Consider the following 18,507-nt stretch of genomic DNA (forward strand, 5'->3'; position numbering starts at 1 on the left):
CTCTGCTCGATGTGTGGGCGCGTCAACGTGGCGCGCGCCTGTCCTGAGTGCGAGTACCGTCCACCACTGGGACTGCCCTGCCGTCCACGACTGCGACTGCGACTGCGACTGCCTTTGCCGTCGGTGACTGCGACTGCCTCGCCGTCGGCGACTGCTCTGCCGTCGGCGACCGATTGCCGACGGCAGACTCCGCACACTCGGCGATGGTCGCCTGGCCCGAGGCGCGTAGTACCGGGAAGCTTCGCGCGAGTGGTGAACGCACCGACCTCAGCGAAGCGCTACCGAATCCGCCGTGCCCGCGCACCCCGCCGGGGTGGATGTGCCGGCCATCCATCGCCGGCACGAAGGACAGGTGGTCGTCGCGTGCCGCGTGCCGCGTCTTCGCGCGCCCCGGGGCGAGGTTCGCGCAGCGCCACGGGCATCCAGTGAACGCAACACCTGCTGTCCTTCATGCACCTCCGCACCAGCCTGCGCGACCCACGCCGTACCCAGATCCGGCAACGGGCCTGATTCCACCTGACGGGCTGGCCACAAGTCGGGGGTGCGCACACCCGGCAGGGGCCGTGAACAAGTCATTCCATGTTCACACCCACCGGTTCTTGTTCACGCCCTCGGTCGTAACCGTGCGCGGCAAGCCGATTGGATCTATGCGCCCGGGGCGTCGTCGCACCAACCGCAAATGGTGGCCCTGGGCAACCTCTCGCAGACGGCCGTGTCGACGAACCCAGTGGGTCTGCCCGATCACGTGGCGGGCGGCAGAACTCGCCGCTCATGCCGACGAGCGACGAACCACACCCCGTCCAGAGAGCTGATTTCGCTTATGTGTAACGGGATTTGCCTCGTTATCGTTCTGTGACTATAGTCGAACACATGTTCGAGGAAGAGTTCGCATCGCTGTCGACGGCCGACTTGCTGGAGTCGGCTGCCGGGGAGCGTGCGGCCGAGTATCGGTCGGCGGCGCGGTCTCTGGTGCATGCGGTGGTGTATGCGGATCGTTTCCATCCTGATGTGCATCCGGGGCGTTCGGGTCGTCGGGTGGGTGATGGTCGGGAGCGTGCGGTGGTGCTGGGTGGTGATGGGTGTCCGCTGGTGCTGGAGTTCTGTGTTGCGGAGTATGCGGCGGTGGTGGGGGTGTCGCCGGGTGTGGGGCGTCAGTATTTGGCGGATGCGTTGGGGTTGCGGCATCGGTTCCCGCTTCTGTGGGTGCGGGTGCTGGCTGAGGAGGTGACGGCGTGGAAGGCGCGCAATCTGGCGCGTGAGTGCGAGAAGTTGTCGTTGGAGGCGGCGCTGTATGTGGATCAGCGGGTTGCGCATCTGCTGGACACGATTTCGCCGACGAGGCTGGCCAAGATCATCAAGGCCGCGAAGATGTATGCCGATCCGGGTTTGGCGAAGTCCGAGGCTGACGAGAAGGCTGCGGAGCGTGGTGTCTGGGTGGGTCAGTCTGATGAGCACGGTACGAAGACTTGTGTGATCAAGGCGGGTTCGGCGGCGGTGCGGCGGCACAAGGCGAAGATCGATGAGATCGCCGAGGCCCTGCTGGTCCAGGGTGATAAGCGCAGTGTCCAGGTCCGCCGTGCGGAGGCGGTCGGCATCATGCCCGACCCCGTCTTCACCAACGCACTCCTGGCCCAAGCCCGAGAACACCAACGCACAACTTCCACCCCCGCTCCCGCGCCCACCACCGCGGCTGCGCCCAGTTCAGCGCCCGAGCCCGCTACCGCGACGGCGCCCGCTACCGCGACGGCGCCCGCTACGGCGACGGCGCCCGCTTCCGCGCCTACTGCGGGTCCTGCCCCTGCGCCTGATCCTGCGTCTGCGTCCGGCCCTGCCTGTGCGCCCGACTCCGGGCCAACTTCAGGCGCCGACTCTGCGCCTGTTCCCGCACCTCCGGCCCGCTTCACTCCCGCATCGGATGGCTCGGGCCGGTCGGCCATCACTCCCAGCCCGAACCCCACCGCTCTGCCGGATCTCGCCCACGCGCGGAACTCTGCCCGTCTATCGGATCTCGCTCCTGCGTCAGGCGCCGCTCCCGTGCTTGATCCCGCTCCCGCGTCGGGCACCGCTCCCGCGTCGGGCACCGCTCCCGTGCCGGGTCCCGCGCTCGCCGTCGGCCAAGCCCGCGCGTTGGGCAGAACTCCTATGTCGGGTATCACGCCGTCGCCGGATCTCGCCCAGGCGCTGGACTCCGCCGCTCCATCGGACCCCGTGTCCGCGCTGGACTCCGTCTCCGTGTGGGGTCCCGTTCCCGTGCTGGGCTCTGCCTCCGTGGCGGGTGTCGCTGCCGCGTCGGGCACAACTCCAGCATCTGATCCCGCATTGACCGCCGGCTGCACGCCTGCTGCCGCCTCCGGCCGAGATCTGGCAACCGATGATGTTGCTACAGGCAACGACCCGCGGGCTGAGTGGGTAGACGACGCGAGCGCCGATCTGGGTTGCCAGGGCGAACCGGTTCGGGGCGACGAGCGCAGCCGGGATGATCAGCTCGGTGTAGATGACGAGCCCAGGCTCTATGGTGAGCTCAAGGTTGATGGTGAACCTTGGCTCGACGAAGAGCTCGGGACGGGTGGAGGGCTCGGGATGGGTGACGAGCTCGGGCTCCGTGGTGAATCTGGGCTGCATGGTGAGCTCAGAGTTGATGGTGAACCTTGGCTCCGCGAAGAGCTCGGGACGGATGACGAGCCTGGACTGGATGATGAGGCCGACCGTGAGGCGCCGCATCCCAGTAGCAGCGATCTGCCTGATCCGCTCGATCAATGCGATGGCTGGGCGACCGAGCCGTTCGAGGCGGTCGGCGGCGGTGGTGATTCTGAGGCGGGCGAGTCGATGAGCCCCGACGAACTACGTGCCCTCGCTGCCCGGCTCGCCCAGGTCAAACGAGACGCCCATGCCCGCCCGCAGGGTGAACGTCCTGCCCCGCCACGGCCAGGGAAGACCGAGGTGTACGTGCATCTCACCGACTACACCCTCGCCAGCGGTGACGGAGTCCTGCGCGCAGAAGAGATCGGGCCGCTCCTGCTCAGCCAGTTCACCGAACTCACCGGCTACGGCCCCTACATCGTCAAGCCCGTCATCGACCTCAACAAAGCCGTCAGCTCAGATGCCTACGAGAGCACCGGCCAGATCCGCGAACACGTCAAGCTCACCCACCCCGCCGAACTGTTCCCCTACGGCACCCGCGAAACCACCAACCACATCGACCAAGACCACCTCGAGGCCTACGACCCCGACGGCCCACCAGGCCAGACCAACACCGGCAACCTCATCCCCCTCAGCCGCTACGCCCACCGAGTCAAAACCCACGCCTCCGGCTGGACAGTCCGCCGCATCGACGCCAAAACCATCGAATGGACAACACCCCACGGCTTCATCTTCCGCATCGACCCCACCGGTACCCACCGCATCCCCAAAGATCCGCCCGAAGGGGGACCTCCATGCACCGCCTAGTGGTGTCTGACTATTGGCCGGTGATCGATGCGAGTGCGACCGGCATTCGCGCTGGGATCTGTGCAGCATGCCGTAAACCGGCAGGGCGACCGCCTGCCAGAACACGCAGGGAGTCAGCGGGGAGCCTCGGCGGGGAGTACGGGGAGTACGGGGAGTCATGCCGGGCACATCGACGGTACGGCGGTCGGCGACCTGACCGCGCAGCCACTTCTGCGCGCTGTCGTCATAGTGCAGCAGGGCCTCGGTGGATGGAGTTCCAGTCGGTCAGTCCAGTAATCGTCCCGCGCACCCACAGCATGTTGACAGGCAGGAGATCGTAATGCAGAAAGACGGCAGTGTCCTTCGGTGGCAGCGCCGCCATGACACCGAACGCGGCCTTCCACACCGCCGGCTTCTGTGCGCCGACCGGTACCTGAAACCCGTCCAGAGGAGCGATCCAGGAATCCGTCCGAGGTCTGAATGTCTTGGCGGGGAGATCGAGGGAATGCGGCAGTACGGCGAGCTCCGCGATCCGATTCATCCACGACCGAGGTTCCGCCGGACTGAGGTCAACATGCCCCGGCAACCGTGTCATCAGCAACGATGGCGCGCGCCTCCCGTCGAAGCACCAGCAACATCAGTCGCCAGGATGCTCGGAACCGGGAGTCCGCTTCCCGCCAACACACCGAGGTTGGTGATCTCCTAGTACGACGAACGTTCGCACGCCACGTCGCTCGACACCTGTTCAGCAGGGGCTGCGACGAGACGGGTTTTTTAACCCGCCAGAGGCGCGTCGCCGTTCGGATCGGTCAACGGCGTACCTGGTAGCGCAGGTGTAGTACGCGATTGCTTTGGAGCACGGCGTCTGGATCTTCCAGTAGGTGCTGGGCGTTGGCTGAGCCGAAGTAGCGTTTGCCGGATCCGAAGACGACGGGTACGACGTCCATGCGGACCTCGTCGACCAGGCCGGCGGCAAGTAGCTGGCCGCCGACATTGCCGGCCGCTACTTCGACCAGGCGGTCGCCGGCGAGTTCTTGCGCTTTGGCCATGGCGGCCTCGATGCCGTCGACGAAGTGGAACGGCGCCTCGGGGTCCCAGCCCTCGGGCGCCGGCCGGTGCGTCACGACGACTACGTGATCGACCCCGCCTGGCGGCTGGCCGTTCCAGCCGTCGGTGAGGTCGAAGACGTGGCGGCCGACGATGGTCACTCCGATCTGGTCCCAGTACGGCCGGGTGTAGTCGTACGACGTCTGCGACACCTTGACCATGCCGCTCTCGTCCAACGGAACGTCACCGCTGGTCAGCCAGTCGAACAGCGGTCCGGGCTGGTCGTCGTCGTCCGCGACAAAGCCGTCCACCGACACCGAGCTGTACATAACCACCTTGCCCACGGGGCCTCTCCTCTGCTTTGGGGTGCCGCAAAACCTAGCGTGTCGGGAGCCGCGGTTCTTGTAAGAAATCAATCCGCCGGCAGTGGCCAGCTGTCCAGCACGTGGCCGGGATATTCGTGCAGGAACCGTCGCCGGACTTCGACGTACCGGGTCGGCGTTAGCCCGGTGAACGCCCGGAACTCGTGGGCGAAGTGAGCCTGGTCGAAGTAGCCGGCGGAACCGGCGACATCGCCCCAGTCGATCGATCCGGCAGGGTCGAGCGCGAGCACGGTGGCGGCGAAGCGGTAGGTGCGGGCCAGCCGCTTCGGCGTGACGCCGATGACCTCCTTGAACCGCTGGGCCAGATGAGTACTGCTGACACCGGCGGCCACACTCAGGTCGCCGATCGCCGTCGCTCCGTGGGTCGCCGCGATGACACTGCTCGTGCGGCGGACCAGCCCCAGGCCGGCGGTCTCGCGCAGCCGTAGCCGTCGTATGAGCTCGGCTTCGAGCAGCGTCAGCATCTCGTGGGGTCCGGCCGCGCTGGCCAGCCGGTCTCGTAGCTCAGCGATGGCTGGTCGGCCCCAGACCTGCTCGATCGTCACTGGCCGGTCGGTCAGTTCGCTTGCGGGCATCGGGAGGAACGGCGCCAAGCCCCATGGCTTGAAGTGCACGCCAACGGACCGACTCCGGGGTGGGTAGCCGAACTCCCAGGCACGGGTGGGCATGGTGACCACGCAGCCGTCGGCATAGTCGGCCGCCTCGACATCGGTGCCGGCGCGGATCCGGAACGGCGCTCCGAGGTTGACGATGAGCAACACCGCCGGCGGAGGGAGGGTCAACCGTGCGTACGGCGGCGTGCCCTCCAGGTAGTAGAGGTCGTCGATCAGCTCGTCCAGCGGCGGCCTCGGCACTCTGGACACGTACTCCATGCCCACAGCATCGCCGAAGCCCGCCTTTCGTCAAACACCGCGGCCCAGGTACACGGGGCACCTGGGCTGCGGGGGCGATGTGCGTCCTGGGAAGAGGACGAGCATCGGCTGGTCTTGGTGGCCAGGGAAGGTGGCTGCCAGGACCGGTAGGTCCGGCCGGCGAGGGCCAGACGGGGAACGGGTGGGTCAGGCGAGGTCGGCGAGAGCCTGGCGGGCGGCTTCGAGCTCGGCCTCGAGGGCGGCGACCTTGGCGGCCTGCTGGGAGCGGGCCTCCTCGATGATCTCGTCGAGCGGAGTCGACAGGTCCTCGTGCAGCTCCTTGGCGGCGCGGGAGACCGCAGCCGCCGCGACGGCCACGCCGCGGGCCAGGTAGGTCGAGCCCTGCTTGAGCTCGGCGTGCCACTCGCCGTCGGCGGTGCCGGTGATGGTGAGCGTCAGCTCGATGGTCTTGGCCTTCTTGGCGGCGGCCTTCTTGGCCGGGGCCTTCTTCGGGGCCGGGGCTGACTCCTCGACGTCGGCATCCTCGACGGCGGCCGTCGGGGCCTCGGTCGGGGTGGTGTCAGCCAGAGCTGCCTCGGAGGGAGTGTCGACGTCGTCCGACGGCGCTTCTACTGCCAGAGTGTCTACAGTCATCGTTGCGGCGATCTCCTTAGTAACATCGCCCGCGGTAGGCGGGCTGGCACTGTGCGAACATTAGAACATACGTTCGACCCCAATACCAAACCCGCCACTCCGCAAAGAGGGTCTAGGACTTCGTCTCCGAGCGGTCGCCCGACCACTCGAGGTGGAAGGTGCCCTCGGCGTCGACCCGCTTGTAGGTGTGCGCCCCGAAGAGGTCACGCAGCCCCTGGATCAGCGCGGCCGGCAGCCGCTCCGCCCGCAGGCCGTCGTAGTACGACAGTGCGGCCGAGAAGCCCGGTGCCGGTACGCCGGCCGTGGCCGCCGTCGCGACAACGCGGCGCCAGGCGTCCTGGCCGTTGGCGACGGCGTCCTTGAAGTAGTCGTCGACGAGCAGCGAAGGCAGTGCCGGGTTCCGGTCGTAGGCCTCCTTGATGCGGTCCAGGAACCGCGCCCGGATGATGCAACCGCCGCGCCAGATCGTCGCCATCGCGCCGAGGTCGACGTTCCAGTCGTACTCCTCCGAAGCGGCCCGGATGGCGTCGAAGCCCTGCGCGTACGCGACCAGCTTCGACGAGTACAGCGCGTGCCGCACGTCCTCGATGAACGCGTCCCGATCGACATCCACCTTCGCCGTCGCCGGCCCCGGCAGTACACCGGCCGCCGCCTCACGCCGTACGACGTCGCCCGACAGCGACCGTGCGAACACGGCCTCGGCCATACCGCTCACCGGGATGCCCAGGTCGAGCGCGGACTGGACCGTCCAGCGGCCGGTGCCCTTCTGCTCGGCCTGATCCAGTACGACGTCCACGAACGCTCCGCCGGTGGTCGGGTCGACCTGGCTGAGTACGTCGGCGGTGATCTCGATCAGGAAGGACTCGAGGTCGCCGGTGTTCCACTCGCGGAACACGCCGGCCAGCTCGGCCGGGGACAGGTCCAGCACGTGGCGGAGCAGGTCGTACGCCTCGGCGATCAGCTGCATGTCGGCATACTCGATGCCGTTGTGCAGCATCTTCACGAAGTGACCGGCGCCGTCCGGACCGACGTGCACGCAGCACGGCTCGCCGTTCACGTGGGCGGAGATCTTGGTCAGGATCGGGCCCAGGGAGTCGTAGGCCTCCTTGGAGCCGCCCGGCATGATGCTCGGGCCGTTCAGGGCGCCCTCCTCGCCGCCGGAGACGCCGCTGCCGACGAAGTTCAGGCCCTTCTCGCTGAGGGCCTTCTCCCGGCGCCGGGTGTCGAGGAAGTGCGCGTTGCCGGCGTCGATGACGATGTCGCCCTGGTCGAGCAGCGGCACCAGCTCGTCGATCACGGCGTCGGTCGGCTCGCCGGCCTTGACCATGATGATGATCTTGCGCGGCGTCTCGAGCGCCTCCACCAGCGCGGGCAGATCGGCGGCGGGGGTGAAGTCACCTTCGTGGCCGAACTCCTCGATCAGCGCGTCCGTGCGGCCCTGGGACCGGTTGTGGACGGCGACGCGGAACCCGTTGCGCGCCAGGTTCCGGGCCAGGTTGCGCCCCATCACGGCGAGGCCGGTGACGGCGATCTGGGCTTTCTCAGAGCTCATCAAGTTCTCCCGCAGTCTCAAGTTGTGTGCGGACCCATCTTTGCGCGCTCGGCAAGCGATCGCCGCAGCGGCCCGGCCCGCGGACGCCCAACTCGCCGAAGCTGAGCCCTTCTCAACCTGAGTGCATCGATGGTAGACACTGAGAAATCGATTTCCCGCCACCGTTCCGCCGGAGGGTCCGCCCATGTTCCGTCGCATAGTCGCGGTGCTAGCCGCCGCCGTACTGGTGCTCCCCGCCTCCCAAGCCGCAGTCGCTCAAGCCACAGCCGGTACGCCGTTGGCCGGGGGCAACGGTCCCGTCGGCTGGGACGTCTACCGGAACCTGGACCGCCTGCCGGAACTCCAGACCGCCGTCCGGACCAAGCAGTTCTCCAGCTTCGGCCGCGACGGCACCAACAACGACGGGTTCGACGGCACCTACTCGTGTCTGCGAACCACAGAAGCCGGCTGTGTGATCGCGGAGGACAGTGGCCCTGGTGAGGTCGCTTCCATCTGGTTCACCCGCGACGAGGGCAACGTGACCAAGACCGGCACCATCACCGTCGAGCTCGACGGCAAGCAGGTGCTGCACGGTTCACTGCAGGACATCGTCGACGGCAAGCTCGGTGCGCCGTTCAGCTACCCACTGGTCGCGAACGGCGTTCAGAGCAGTGGCGGCGTCTACATCCGGGTCCCGATGCCGTACCGGTCGTCGATGCGCATCACCACGCAGAGCAATCCGTACTTCTACCACGTCGACTACCGCGAGTTCCCAGATGCGAATGGCATCCGCACTTTCGACCCGGCAGACAAGGCCGAAGACGTCCTCAAGCTGCTGAACGCGGCCGGTACCAAGGACCCCAAGCCGGCGCAGCCGAACAGCCGGACCACCAAGGCCGCGATCAAGCTTGCTCCGGGCAAGCGAGTCACGCTGGCCGACACCTATGGCCCGGGTGAGCTCAGTGCACTGCGGCTGAAGCTCCCCGAGATCGTCGGACTGGAGCTGCAGGAGTTCGCGGATGACGGCCGCGCCTTCACCGGCAGCAGCAAGTTCACGATGAAGATCGACCCGGCCAACACCGGAGTGAAGCTGACTCGCCGGATGGACCTCCGGATCGGCAACCAGCGAGCGAAGGTGCTCGTCGACGGTGTCGAGGCGGGGGAGTGGGCGCCGCTGAAGGCAGCCGGGGCGCAGTGGCACGACCAGACCGTCGACCTCCCGGCTGCGCTCACCAAGGGTAAGTCGCAGATCACCATCACCAACCAGTTCGTCTCCTCCGACCTGGACTTCAACGAGTTCACCTACTGGGTCGACTCACCGCAGCGCACTGACACCCTCGACGTCGGGCCGAACCACGTCGCTGCCGAGCAGGCGCACGGCTACGAGATCACCAAGCAGGCCTGGAGTGGTGAACACACCATGCCGTACGCCGCCACTCCGGCCGACGGTGCTCGCGTCAAGCCGTCGGACTCGCTACTGGCCGGCGTACGCGTCGAGGTCACCATCGACGGGCAGAAGCGGGTAGATGCGCCGCTCGGCGAGTTCTTCGGCTCCGGCCTCGGTGAGAACCCGGTCCGCTCGCTCTTCTTCGCAATGGACCCCAAGGGCTGGTACTCCGCCTGGTGGCCCATGCCGTACGTCGCCCGGGCCACGGTCAGCCTGGTGAACAAATCGGCGTACCCGCTGACAGGTCAGTCCGAGATCACCGCCTCGCGTGATGCGCGGAAGGCGGTCGATCTGGTGACTGGGAAGACGGGGTACTTCAGTGCGATCTCGAAGCGCGCTGAGACCACGCAGGGCAGTGACTGGACGTTCGCGCAGACGGCAGGGCGTGGAAAGTTCGTCGGTGTCGTCCAGACGATGGAAGGACTGCTTGCCGACGGCAACACGCGTGGATACCTCGAGGGCGACGAGCGCGTGTACGTCGACGGCGAGCGGACCCCGGCGATCCATGGAACCGGGACCGAGGACTACTACGAGTCCGGTTGGTACTTCAACGCCGGGACGTACTCGACACCGTTCCACGGGAACTCCGCGCACGAGGTGCAGGCCGGCTTCTGCAAGAACGAGTGCGACGGCGCCTGGCGACTGCACATCACGGACTCGATCGGCTTCGAGAACCAGCTCGACATCGGGATCGAGCACGGTCAGCAGGATGACCATCCGGCGATCTACGGCTCGACGGCATTCCTCTACACCACCGCGAAGGTCGGCGCCCGCGAGACCGATCGGATCGACGTACCGGGGACGCCGCTGACGTCGGTCTACGAAGGCGATCACGACGACGTCCGCTTGACCGATCAGGTGGGGTCGCTGCTTCGGTTCACCGCGAAGATCGATCCGGTGAACCGCGGCGTGACGCTCCGAAGGACCAGCGATCAGAAGGTCGCCGGTCAGTCCGCGAAGGTGTTTGTCAACGGCAAGGAGGCCGGGACATGGTTGCAGCCACTTGGTAACGCCACCCAGCGCTGGCTGGACGACAACTATCAGTTGCCTGCAGCACTCACCTTCGGCCGGACCAAACTGGATATCGAACTCAGACCGACGGGATCGAACTGGAACGCCAGCCGGTACGTCGTTCAATCGCTCGTCATCCCGTACGCCGATCGTCGCCCGCCCGGCGCGGTTGCCGATCTGAAGGCGACCGGGCAGACCGGCAATGCGATCGACCTGAGCTGGTCGGATGCGGTGGATGACTCCGGGGTAGCGCACTACAACGTGTATGGAGCCGCGAAGGGCAACGAGGTCCTGCTGGGGACGACGCCCCTGCCGGGATTCGTGCACCGGAATCTCGGACTGCATGAGACGTGGACCTATCGCGTGGCCGCCGTCGACCTGGCGGGGAACGTCGGGCCGAAGTCGCAGCCCGCGGTCGGCACAAGTGGGAACATCGTGCGGATCGAGGGCGAGGCGATGTTGCCGCCGCAGTCCAGCACGGTGCCGGTGGACCCGCAGGGGAGCTGCTGTGGCGTGAACTGGTCGGGTGGTGCCCAGGCATGGATCCATGGCACCAAGGCCGGCGACAAGACCGTGCTCGCGTTCACAGTTCCGACGAACGGCAACTACGAGCTCAACGCCGTACTGACGAAGGCCGCTGACTACGGCATCGTCGGTGTACAGGTCGATGGCAATCCGCCGACCAGCTTCGACGGGTACGTCGCCGCTGGGGTCAGTACGCAGCGGGTGGGGCTCGGCAGCAGGCAGCTCACCGCGGGCAAACACAATCTGACCATCACCCTGACCGGCAAGAACCCGGCTGCGACCGGGTATCTGGTCGGCCTCGACCTCCTGGACCTGGAATTGAACAGCACCACGATCACGCCGTACACGAAGACCGACACGGTCGTTGCCGCCGGCAAGTTCACCAAGATCTACGACCCGAGCACCGGGGAGACCGGGCCTTGGTACTACAACGACCACACGCTGATCCAGGATCGCGCGACCGGCACCTGGCATGTCTACGCGATCACCCATGCCGAGCCGGCCGATCCGCTGGACGAGAAGAGCTTCGGGCACGCGACCGCGCCGACTCCGAATGGGCCGTGGACCAAGCAACCGCCTGCGCTGGTCGCCGATCCCAATGCCGGTGAGAGTCACATCTGGGCGCCGCATGCGATCTATGACAACGGCACCTACTACCTCTTCTACGCGGCCGGTACGCCGGACCACACGGCGTACCGGATGCATCTCGCGACGTCGAAGGACCTCAAGACGTGGACTCGGGACGCGGCGAATCCGTTGTTCACCGATGGGTTCGACGGGCGCGACCCGATGGTCCGCAAGGTCGGCGACCAGTGGGTGATGTACTACACGGCCAACTCGGCGCCGTCCGGCGGGAACCATATCGTTGCCTACCGCACCAGTAGTGACCTTCGGCATTGGAGTGCGCGCCAGACGGCGTTCCAGCATCCGGCGACCGGCACGTACGGCGGTCCGACCGAATCGCCATTCGTCGTCCAGCGGGGAGCCGACTGGTATCTGTTCGTCTGCTGCGACGGTGGCTACGAGTCGACAAAGGTCTACAAGAGCAAGGATCCACTGCGCTTCAGCATCGACCAGTTGGTCGGCACGATCCAGGCGCATGCGGCCGAGGTCGTGCAGGACGGGGACGACTGGTACGTGACCGGGGCCGGCTGGGGTAAGGGCGGTCTCTATCTGGCGCCGCTCGATTTCGCGAAGGTCGAGGAGACCAAGGGGCAGGTGGTGACGAACGGGCACTATCGCGCCACGATCCAGACGAGTCCGCGGGCAGCCGTCACCAGTCTGGAGGTGGATCCGACCGGCCAAGGGCAGTACCGGTCGGCGCTCGACTCGACGGGTCGCGCCACCGCGCCGTACCTGGGGGTTGGTGGTTTCGGGGCGACGGATATCACTGGAGCGGCCGCGCAGGTCTCGACCACCGGCACGACCGTCAAGCTGACTGGCATTCCGTTCGGTGATGAGCCGGTGACTGTTGACTGGAGTTTCGACTTCGGGTCCAAGACCTTCGACACCGGTCTGACCTGGAAGGTGAACGGGGCAACGACAGCACCGCTCTGGGAGGTTGCCTTCAACGTCGATTCGGCGCTGCCGGACCAAGGTGATCCCGGCGGCTTCGGCCGGGATGGAGACGTGGCCGGCTTACCCAAGTGGTCAATGGCGACTGGCCCCGGGCTCAGCCTCGTGACCGCGCACAAGGGCGCCTGGTCGAACGACAATCACTGGTACGACCCGGTCAGCGACGGCGTCGCGTGGCAACCCCTCTGGCAGCCCGGAGGTCGCGCCTGGCCGCAGGGCACGTACGACGGTGGCACGTGGCGCGTCGGCTTCTCGAACGCCGAGCGCGACGTGACCTACGCGAACCAGCTGGCGGCTACCCTCGGCGGATGACCACGCTCACCCTGGATCCCCGCCGTACGGCGCTCGTCCTGATCGACCTGATGCCCCGCATCATCGCCCTCGACACCGCGCCGCTGAAGGGAACCGAGGTGTTGACGCGATGCACGGCCCTGGCTGAGGCGACTCGGTCGGTCGGCGGTCTGGTGGTCAACGTCCGGGTCGAACGTCCGGGAGTTGACCACCAGCCGGAGGGCAGCGGGTTCGCGCTGGAACCAGAGCCTGGAGATCTGGAGATCGTCAAGCACACCCTCGGCGCCTTCGGTCGCAGCAGCCTGGACGCAGACCTCCAGAGCCGCAACATCAGCACGCTCGTCCTGGCCGGCATCGCCACCAACTTCGGTGTCGAGTCCACCGCCCGCGCGGCCGACGATCTCGGCTACGAAACCGTCTACCTCACCGACGCGATGACCGGCCTCGACCAGCAGGCCCACGACTTCGCCGTCACCCAGATCTTCCCGCGCTTGGGCACCCTGACCACCGGCGCGGAGTACATCGCCGCACTCAGCTGAAGCGGTCGGCGTTCTGCTGACCCATTCCTCGAGGGTCCGGGCCGGGCGGCCGCTGAGCAACGAGTCCCGCGGGTCTCGGTTACGGTCGCGTCCGTAATCGGGCCTGTGTTCATGTACCGCTTCGGTCCGGTTCACCGGGCGTTGTCCGCTGCTCGTGACGCTCCACCTGACTGGCTGCTCTGGGGGAGAGGTTGGGAGGGGCAAGGTGGGGGTGCGGATGCAGTTTCTCGAGGATCCGCGAGGAGGTGAACGGCTGTGGCGACTGCTTTCGGGCAACAATCGCCCGCTCGCGATGGGGAGTGGCGGGCGGAGGTCGCCGCAGGAAGAGCTGGCCGCGGTACGGCGGTTGGCGCGCGAGGCGGAGCCGGCTCTGCGGAGGGATCCGGAGGGACGCTGGCGCTGGGAACTGGCCGCGACCGGGGGACCCGACGTGCGGTGTCCGGGGGTGTTCGCGCGGCAGATCGATGCTCGCCGAGCGTTCCATCGATTCACGCAAGCAGTTGAACTCGCCGAGGTCACCTCGGGCCAACTGACCCAGAGAGAGACAACGCGGTGAGCGATTCGACCGTCGAGCCGGCACCGCGCAAACTGCGGTCGTCGCTCGCGCCGTCCGACATGATCTTCCGGCTGGTCGCCCGGGGTGGCGGCGCGCTGGTGCTGCTGATCACCGGCGGGATCGGCCTCTTCCTGGCCTACCAGGCCAAGCCGACGTTCCAGACGTACGGCTGGAAGTTCTTCACCGAGCAGTCCTGGCAGCCCGAGGCGAACCAGCTCGGCGTCGCGTCGATCCTTTTCGGCACCGTCGTGGTGGCGACGATCGCGATCGCGATCTCGTTCCCGCTGGCGGTCGCGACCGCGCTCTACATCACCGAGTGGGCGCCGCGCGGACTCAAGAAGTCCCTGGTCGCGGCCGTCGACCTGATGGTCGCCGTACCGTCGATCGTTTACGGCCTGTGGGGGTTCTTCCTGCTGCAGCCGCGCGTCATCCACCTGTCTCGGTGGATCACCGACTTCTTCGGCTGGATCCCGATCTTCAAGGTGGACACGGATCCGGACGCGGCCGTCTTCGACGGAGCGACGTACGCGTCCTCGGCCTTCATCGCCGGGATCGTGGTCGCGATGATGGTGATGCCGATCGCCTGCGCGGTGATGCGCGAGGTCTTCGACCAGACGCCGGCCGGCGAACGCGAGGCCGCCCTGGCACTCGGCTCGAGCAGCTGGGGCGTGGTCCGCGCGGTCGTGCTGCCGTTCGGCCGCGGCGGCATCATCGGCGGCACGATGCTCGGCCTCGGCCGCGCCCTCGGCGAGACGATCGCCGTGGTGATGATCGTGTCCCCGCTCTTCGAGATCAACTGGCACGTCCTGCAGTCGGGGTCGATCACGATCTCGTCGATGATCGCGCTCCGGTACGGCGAGGCGCAGGGATCCCAGCTCAACGCCCTGATGGCGGCCGGCCTGGTGCTGTTCGTGATCACGCTGATCGTCAACCTGATCGCGGGCTTCGTGGTCGCCCGCAGCCGCAGCGGTGCCGGAACGGAGATCTGAGCGATGACCATCACCCGTCCACCGGAGCTCGAGAACCCGTTCGTCGAGAAGGCTGTACAGAACGGCCACACGCCGCCCGAACCACCGCCCGAGCCCGAGAAGCGCCGGTTACGGGTGGTCGATGTGGAGGACCGGGCGGGCCTCGGGGGATCAGCGCTCGCCGGGCTGTCGCTGACCTGGGTGTTCTACAGCCGGATCCTGCCGACCGAAGGCACGCTCGGGTTCATCGTCTGCTGGTGGCTGTCGTTCACCCTCCTGTACCTGCTGTACACCGGGCTCCGGCGCGGGCGGGTGGTGCTGGTCGACAGGTTCGCCGTACTGCTCGCACATAGCGGCGCGGGTCTGGTGGGCTTCGCGCTGTCGACCGTGATCGGCTACACGCTGATCCGCGGGGCGCGGGCGTTGATCCACAAGAACTTCTTCACCCAGGACCTGCGAACGGCCGGGCCGCTCGAACCGCTGAACACCGGTGGTGCGCTGCATGCACTGGCCGGGACGCTGATCCAGATCAGCATCGCGATCGCGATCACGTTGCCGCTCGGGATTCTCTGCGCCGTCTATCTGACCGAGGTCGGCGGCCGCGCGTCGCGGCTGGTCCGGTCGGTGGTCGAGGCGATGACCGCGCTGCCGTCGATCGTGGCCGGCTTGTTCGCGTACGTCGTGCTGCTGATCGGCTTCGGGATGCGGTTGTCCGGGTTCGTCGCGGCGATGGCGATCTCGGTGATGATGCTGCCGATCATCGCCCGCTCCTCGGAAGTCGTACTCAGGCTGGTGCCGAGTGGGCTTCGGGAGGCGTCGCTCGCGCTCGGGGCGACCCAGTGGCGGACGGTCTGGTCGGTGGTCCTGCCCACCGCCCGGCCGGGTCTCGCGACGGCGCTGGTGCTCGGCACGGCACGGGGGATCGGCGAGACCTCTCCGGTGCTGCTGACCGCCGGATTCACGACGTACCTGAATCTCAATCCGTTCTCCGGGCCGATGGTTTCGCTGCCCTTGTTCACCTTCAAGATGTCGCAGTCGCCGGAGGCCAACTACATCAGCCGGGCGTTCGGCGCTGCCGCGCTGCTGCTGTTGCTGGTCCTCGTGCTGTTCGCCTTCTCCCGCTGGATGGCCGGTCGTGGTCGAGGCGGTTCCCGATGAAAGGACGCACCATGCGACGGCTGACTGCCTTCGTGCTCGCCCTGCTGCTCACAACGACGGTCGCGGCGCTGCCCGCGGTTGCCGGGAGTACGGCGTACGCGCCGATCTACGGCACTGGATCGACCTGGTCGCAGAACGCGCTGGACCAGTGGATCCGCGACGTCGAGCCGCAGGGGATGCGGGTCGAGTACGGCGGCGGTGGGTCGTCCCGTGGCCGCCTCGACTTCGCCAACAACCTGGTCGACTTCGCGATCAGCGAGATCCCGTACCAGGGCACCGATCCGCTGACCGGGCAGAACGACACGTCGAACGGCCGGAAGTTCGCCTACATGCCGATCGTGGCCGGCGGTACGGCGTTCATGTACCAGATCCGGATCGGTGGTCAGCTCTACCGCGACCTGCGGCTGTCCGGTGACACGATCACGAAGATCTTCACCGGCAAGATCACCAACTGGAACGATCCGCAGGTCACCAAGGACAACAACGGCAAGAAGCTGCCGAGCAAGAAGATCATCCCGGTGGTCCGGTCGGACGGGTCGGGGACGACGGCGCAGTTCACGCTCTGGATGAACACCCAGCACAAGGGTGTGTGGGACAGCTTCTGCCAGTCCACCCAAGGCCGGAAGTGCGGTCAGACGTCGTACTACCCGACCACGAACTTCGCCGGGGTGAAGGCGCAGGGCGGCTCGAGTCAGATGGCCGGCTACATCTCGGCCAGCTACGCCGACGGCGCCATCGGGTACGTCGAGTACTCGTACGCACTGGGCAAGAGCTACCCGGTGGCGAAGGTGAAGAACAACGCCGGCTACTACACCGAGCCGAACTCGTACAACACCGCGGTGGCGCTGACCAAGGCGCAGATCGAGAACAACACGAGTTCGCCGCTCTATCTGACCCAGAAGCTGACCGGGGTGTACAACAACGCCGATCCGCGGACGTACCCGCTGTCTTCGTACTCGTACATGATCCTGCCGACCGCGAACCTCAGTGCCAACAAGGGCCAGACACTGTCCGACTTCGCGTCGTACTTCCTCTGTCAGGGGCAGCAGAAGGCGGCGCCATTGGGCTACTCGCCGTTGCCGTTGAACTTGGTCCAGGCCGCGTTCCATCAGGTTGCCAGGGTTCCGGGCAGCAAGGCCGGGGGGACGGACATCAAGAAGTGTGGCAACCCGACGTTCGACGGCAAGGATCTGAACAAGAACGTACTCGCGGTGATCGCGCCGCAACCGCTGGCTTGCGACCGGGATGGGGCCGGGCCGGCGGTGAACGGCAAGTGCGTTGCTGCCGGCAACAACGGGAACAACGGCAACAACAATGGGAACAACAACACAGGCAACGGGAACGGTAACGGGGCCGGGAACAACAACGGGAACAACGCGGGCAACGGTAACGGTGACGGGCCCGCGAATCAGCCGACCCAGCCGGGGCAGCAGCCTAGTGGTGGACCGACGAACGGAGGGGCCGTCGATCCGGAGACCGGGCAGGTGGTGAACGCCGGTGGGTCGAACAACGGTGGGTATGTGCCGACCGGCCAGGTGACCGACCTGAACGGGAACCGCGGTAGCGGCAACACGCTGCGCAACATCGCCGTACTGGTCGCGGTCGAGGCCCTGTTGCTACTCCTGGTTCCGACCCTGGTTTCCCGGCATCTGCAGCGCAAGCGAGCAGGTAGATGAGCTTAGCAACGAAGGCGCGGGAAGAACTCGCGCTGCGTCCGCAGCTGACGTCGGACGCGATGCGGTTGTTTGCCCTGGGCATCATCGTGTTCGTCATCTACGTACTGCTGCTGGGCGCGCTGCAGTACAACCGGGCCCAGGACGTTGCCTATGACAAGATTCGCGGCCAGCTCGCCGAGGCGACCGCGCCGATCGGTGCGGGCATCCAGTACGGCGCTCCGGTCGCCGTACTGGATATTCCGGGCCTCGGCCTGCGCCAGGTGATCCGCGAGGGCACGACCGGCTCGGTGATGATGAGTGGGCCGGGGCATCGCGCCGACAGCCCCCTGCCGGGCGAGGCCGGTGTCTCGGTGATCTACGGGCGGGCGCTCAGCTACGGCGGGCCGTTCCGGACCGTGCCGAAGCTGGGGCCTGGGGCGCGGTTCGAGGTCGTCACCGGTGAGGGCCGGTTCAACTACGAGGTCAAGGCGGTGCGACGGGCCGGGGACCCGCTGCCCGCCGTACTGGCCAGCGGTGGTTCGCGCGTCACTCTCGTCACCGCCGAGGGTGGGCCGGTGCCGTCGAAGACCGTGTACGTCGACGCCGAGCTCGTCGACGGCGCTGCACTACCCGACCCGGGTGGCCGGTTGGCCCGGGTCCCGGATTCTCAGCAGGCGTTCGGTGTGGACCTGTCCGGTGTGCTGACGCTGGTGCTGTGGTTGCAGGCACTGATCGCGGTCGCCGCCGGAGTTGTCTGGTTCCGCTCCCGGATCGGCCGTTGGGAGTCCTACCTGATCGGCGCGCCGATTGTCGTCGCGCTGGTATGGCGGGTGTTCGAACAGATCGCCGCCATGCTTCCGAATCTGATCTGAGCAGATCAGTTCCTGGAG

13 protein-coding genes are annotated in these 18,507 nt (G+C 67.0%); 8 read left to right on the top strand and 5 right to left on the bottom strand.

Going from position 1 to position 18,507, the window contains the following annotated elements; genetic code table 11:
• Positions 1-834: 834 nt before the first annotated feature.
• Positions 835-3,447 (top strand): hypothetical protein, encoded by a 2,613-nt coding sequence (locus OG474_RS28025; protein WP_405056570.1) that lies wholly within the window; start codon positions 835-837, stop codon positions 3,445-3,447.
• Between the two features lie 223 nt (positions 3,448-3,670).
• Here OG474_RS28025 and OG474_RS28030 read toward each other — a convergent pair whose 3' ends face one another.
• From OG474_RS28030 to gndA, 5 genes are all read right to left on the bottom strand, one after another.
• On the bottom strand, positions 3,671-4,027 hold the full coding sequence (locus OG474_RS28030; RefSeq protein WP_405056571.1) for a phosphotransferase: 357 nt from the start codon (positions 4,025-4,027) through the stop codon (positions 3,671-3,673).
• A 208-nt stretch (positions 4,028-4,235) separates the two neighbouring features.
• Positions 4,236-4,817 (bottom strand): dihydrofolate reductase family protein, encoded by a 582-nt coding sequence (locus OG474_RS28035; RefSeq protein WP_405056572.1) that lies wholly within the window; start codon positions 4,815-4,817, stop codon positions 4,236-4,238.
• Between the two features lie 68 nt (positions 4,818-4,885).
• Positions 4,886-5,728, bottom strand: coding sequence for a helix-turn-helix domain-containing protein (locus OG474_RS28040; protein WP_405056573.1), 843 nt, complete (start codon positions 5,726-5,728; stop codon positions 4,886-4,888).
• A gap of 186 nt (positions 5,729-5,914) precedes the next feature.
• A complete protein-coding gene (locus OG474_RS28045) occupies positions 5,915-6,361 on the bottom strand; it encodes a DUF6319 family protein (RefSeq protein ID WP_405056574.1) in 447 nt (148 codons plus the stop codon).
• Between the two features lie 112 nt (positions 6,362-6,473).
• Complete coding sequence (gene gndA, locus OG474_RS28050) at positions 6,474-7,913, bottom strand: NADP-dependent phosphogluconate dehydrogenase (protein ID WP_405056575.1); 1,440 nt, start codon at positions 7,911-7,913, stop codon at positions 6,474-6,476.
• 184 nt (positions 7,914-8,097) lie between these two features.
• Between gndA and OG474_RS28055 the strand changes: the two genes are divergently transcribed.
• The 7 genes from OG474_RS28055 to OG474_RS28085 all read left to right on the top strand — a co-directional run bounded on the left by OG474_RS28055 (position 8,098) and on the right by OG474_RS28085 (position 18,489).
• Entirely contained in the window at positions 8,098-12,762 is a 4,665-nt protein-coding gene (locus tag OG474_RS28055; RefSeq protein WP_405056576.1) for a DUF2961 domain-containing protein, read from the top strand.
• Positions 12,759-13,280 carry an isochorismatase family protein gene (locus tag OG474_RS28060; RefSeq protein WP_405056577.1) on the top strand — a complete coding sequence of 174 codons (522 nt, stop codon included), beginning with the start codon at positions 12,759-12,761 and terminating at the stop codon, positions 13,278-13,280. Before OG474_RS28055 ends, OG474_RS28060 begins: the two co-directional genes overlap by 4 nt.
• Before the next feature lie 217 nt (positions 13,281-13,497).
• Positions 13,498-13,836: a hypothetical protein gene (locus OG474_RS28065; RefSeq protein WP_405056578.1), complete on the top strand. Its 339-nt coding sequence runs from the start codon at positions 13,498-13,500 to the stop codon at positions 13,834-13,836.
• The gene (gene pstC / locus OG474_RS28070; RefSeq protein WP_405056579.1) at positions 13,833-14,825 is read left to right on the top strand and encodes a phosphate ABC transporter permease subunit PstC; all 993 of its coding nucleotides are present in this window, start codon (positions 13,833-13,835) and stop codon (positions 14,823-14,825) included. Before OG474_RS28065 ends, pstC begins: the two co-directional genes overlap by 4 nt.
• A 3-nt stretch (positions 14,826-14,828) precedes the next feature.
• Entirely contained in the window at positions 14,829-15,962 is a 1,134-nt protein-coding gene (gene pstA / locus OG474_RS28075) for a phosphate ABC transporter permease PstA (protein WP_405056580.1), read from the top strand.
• An 11-nt stretch (positions 15,963-15,973) separates the two neighbouring features.
• A complete protein-coding gene (locus tag OG474_RS28080) occupies positions 15,974-17,638 on the top strand; it encodes a phosphate ABC transporter substrate-binding protein PstS (protein ID WP_405056581.1) in 1,665 nt (554 codons plus the stop codon).
• Positions 17,635-18,489, top strand: coding sequence for a sortase (locus OG474_RS28085; RefSeq protein ID WP_405056582.1), 855 nt, complete (start codon positions 17,635-17,637; stop codon positions 18,487-18,489). The genes OG474_RS28080 and OG474_RS28085 overlap by 4 nt, the downstream gene beginning before the upstream one ends.
• Positions 18,490-18,507 lie beyond the last annotated feature (18 nt).

The organism is Kribbella sp. NBC_01505, from assembly GCF_045040285.1.
Taxonomy (GTDB): Bacteria; Actinomycetota; Actinomycetes; order Propionibacteriales; family Kribbellaceae; genus Kribbella.